This is a genomic window from uncultured Campylobacter sp., from assembly GCF_938017705.1.
GTDB lineage: Bacteria > Campylobacterota > Campylobacteria > Campylobacterales > Campylobacteraceae > Campylobacter_B.
In genome coordinates, this window is sequence record NZ_CALIIS010000086.1 from 1 (window position 1) to 3,303 (window position 3,303).

Here is a 3,303-nt window from a genome sequence, read left to right on the forward strand (position 1 = left end):
AAATACAGCGTTTTTATCGACGAATTTCTATAGATCAAGCTCAAAGGCAAGGTGGCGATCATCACAAACCCCAAAGTAGGCGGGCTGTGGCTTGATTTTTTATTGCAGCGGTTAAAATGCGAGCAAAAATTTATCATCACGATCCCAGACGGCGAGGAGTATAAAAATACCGCGAGCGTGGAGCAAATCTTAGAGCAGCTTTTCAGCTCCAAGCTTGATCGCAAAAGCACGCTCATTGCTCTTGGCGGCGGCGTCATCAGCGATATAACGGGCTTTTGCGCGAGCATTTATGAGCGCGGTATCGATTTTATCAATATACCTACGACATTGCTAGCGCAAGTGGATGCAAGCGTCGGCGGCAAGACGGGCGTGAATAATCGCTTCGGCAAAAATTTAATCGGCTCCTTTTGCCAGCCGCGCGCGGTTTATTGCGAGAGTAAATTTTTATCGACGCTTCCTGCGCGAGAGTTTGCCGCAGGCGTCGCAGAGGCGGTAAAGATGGCTGTATGCTTTGATGGCGAGCTGTTTAAATTTTTCGAGACGCACGATCTAAAAAGCGCCGATAAAATTTCGCATATAATCGCTCGCTGTGTGGAGATTAAAGCAAGCGTTGTAGAGCGTGACGAGCGCGAAAGCGGCGTGCGCGCAGTGCTAAACTACGGACACACCTTCGCTCACGCTATCGAAAAAATTACTAATTATAAAAAATTTTTGCACGGCGAGGCTGTGGCGATCGGCATGGTGATAGCAAATACGCTAGCGCGTCGCCTCGGCAAACTAAGCGGCGAACAGGAGGAGCGAATCCGCAAAGTGCTTCAAAAATTCGCACTTCCGATAAAATTTCACGTAGAGGATGCAGCGGAATTTTACGAGCTGTTTTTTCTCGATAAAAAGAGCGAAAACGGCAAGATAAAATTTATCCTGCCTGACGGCATCGGTAAATTCTACGCTTCCAAAGAGATCGCAAAAGATGAAGTAATCGCAGCGCTGAAAGAGTTTGAATGAGAGCGCTTGCGGCTATTTTTTTGATTTTTAATCTTGCATTTTGCGAGGCAAATTCTACGCTCTCCGCCGCGCACACGCGCTTAGAATCCAACGCTAGCTCCGCCGCTAGTGAGAAGAAAGATGAAAATTCCAAGCTATCCGCGTCGCTAAAAGATCAGATCCGTGTTATTGACGATGAGATTAAAAATAATATCTGGATCTCGCGCTTTTCAAATTTCATCCGCTATCAAAATTTACAAAAGCAATCCAGCCAGCTCGAAACGGAGCTAAAAAAGAGCGCCGGCACCGATAAGATCGCGGAGATTCAGAAAAAACTTCGCGCCGTAAAAGAGCAGTTAATTCTGCTAAAAGAGTATGAAAAATCCCCGTTTTTAGATATCATAGCGATGCCTGAAACGCCCGAGCCTACGCGCATTACCAATCCGTTTTCGATAATTTCCGGTTTTTCTACGATTAAAAATTTACAAGCTCAAAAGATGGAGCAGAAAAACGCTATCGAAAATATCAAAATTTTAATCGATAAACTTGAAGCAAAAAGGGCGCTATATGATCGCTTGATGCAGGCAAGTGCGGACGCAAGCGCTGCGGCGGAGCTTAAAAGCTTAGATTACGAGCTCGGAGAGTTCAGCTCCGCATATGAGATCGCACAGACTACATACGACGTTTACGAAAAGAAGATCAACTCGCAAATCGCCGTGCAGACCGCCGATATAAAAGCGCAGATCAAGCGCGCGGGAAACATCGCCGTATGGATACTCGTAGTCATCGCACTGTCTTTTTTCTGCAAGGTAGTGGCAAAAAAATATATCAAAAACGACGATAATTTTTATATCGTAAATAAAGCTATCAACGTTTTAAATTTCACGTTGATCGCGCTGATACTGCTCTTTTCTTACATCGAGAATATGACGCACTTCGTGACGGTTTTGGGCTTTGCTTCTGCCGGTCTAGCGATTGCGATGAAAGATATGTTTATGAGCTCCTTAGGCTGGCTTACGATCGTGCTCGGCGGCAGCTTTCGCGTGGGCGATCGTATCCGGGTGCATAAAAACGGCGAGACTTACGTGGGCAATATCATCGATATTTCGGTGCTTAGGATGACGATTTTTGAGGACGTAACTATGACTACGTGGAGAGAAAATAAACGAGCCGGCAGGGTTATTTTTATACCGAACAATTATATTTTTACCGATCTTATCTCAAACTACACCCACAGCGGGCTTAAGACCGTCTGGGATGGCATTAGCATACTTTTAACATTTGATAGCAACCATAAAAAGGCGATGTATCTCATAAAAAACATCGTGCGGAAGTATTCCAAAGGCTACACTGACATCGCTAAAAAGCAGATGGGCAAGCTTCGCTCGCAATACAGTATCAAAAATCCAAACGTCGAGCCTAGAATTTACAGTTTTTTCGAGCCATACGGCATTGAAATTTCGGTTTGGTATATGACGAACTCTTACGCTACGCTCGGGCTTCGCAGCAACATTTCAGCTGAAATTTTAGATGCCCTAAGAAATGAGCCTGATATCAAGATCGCTTATCCTGCATACACGCTTTTTAACGGCAAAAATTATATGGCGGCAGGCGGAAATTTCATGGCGCAAGATCTCGGCTCCGAGCAACAAAGTCCGCAAAATTTAAACGCAGCGGCGCAGGACACGGGCTTTGCCATAGGAAGCGGATCTGGGAGCGAAATTTGAAAATTTATTTTAAAACGTTTGGATGCCGCACAAATATATACGACACGCAGCTTATCAAAAGCAATCTAAAATCGGGCGAGATCACGCACGACGAGCAGGGCGCTGACGTCGTCGTGATAAACTCTTGCACCGTTACGAACGGCGCCGACGCGGACGTGCGAAACTACGTAAATAAGATGAACCGCCTCGGTAAAAAGATATTGCTAACCGGCTGCGGCGCGGTCTCGCGCGGCGAGGAGCTGTATAAAAACGGCGCGGTCTTCGGCGTGTTTGGGATGTCGCAAAAGGAAAAGATCGACGAGTTTTTGGGCTCGGAGTCAAAATTTTACGATATCGGAGGTCTTGACGGCGTCGAAAAAAACCTGATAAGCGACTACGAGGATCACACCAAGGCCTTTATTAAAATTCAGGAGGGGTGCGATTTTAACTGCAGCTACTGCATAATCCCATCCGTGCGCGGCCGCTCGCGAAGCAGCTCTGAAGACGCGATCTTAAAAGAGGCGGAAAGCCTTGCTGCAAACGGATTTAGCGAGATCGTGCTAACCGGCACCAATATCGGAAGCTACGGCAGAACCGCGGGCACGAGCCTCGG

Annotated in this window: 2 protein-coding genes and 1 pseudogene; all 3 read left to right on the plus strand. The window is 46.4% G+C overall.

Translation table 11 applies throughout. The features are described 5' to 3' along the window. Nucleotides 1-1,005: pseudogene (aroB, locus tag Q0605_RS04135) on the plus strand (3-dehydroquinate synthase); the annotation flags it as partial. Beyond that, nucleotides 1,002-2,711 (plus strand): mechanosensitive ion channel family protein, encoded by a 1,710-nt coding sequence (locus tag Q0605_RS04140; protein ID WP_298704454.1) that lies wholly within the window; start codon nt 1,002-1,004, stop codon nt 2,709-2,711. The pseudogene aroB and the gene Q0605_RS04140, both read left to right, overlap by 4 nt. Next, the coding region (locus Q0605_RS04145) for a radical SAM protein (protein ID WP_298704456.1) at nt 2,708-3,303 on the plus strand (596 nt) is incomplete at its 3' end. The genes Q0605_RS04140 and Q0605_RS04145, both read left to right, overlap by 4 nt.

Excerpts from the sequence above, each read along its gene's own strand:
- Q0605_RS04140 (WP_298704454.1), top strand. The coding sequence starts at position 1,002 with ATGAGAGCGCTTGCGGCTATTTTTTTGATTTTTAATCTTGCATTTTGC.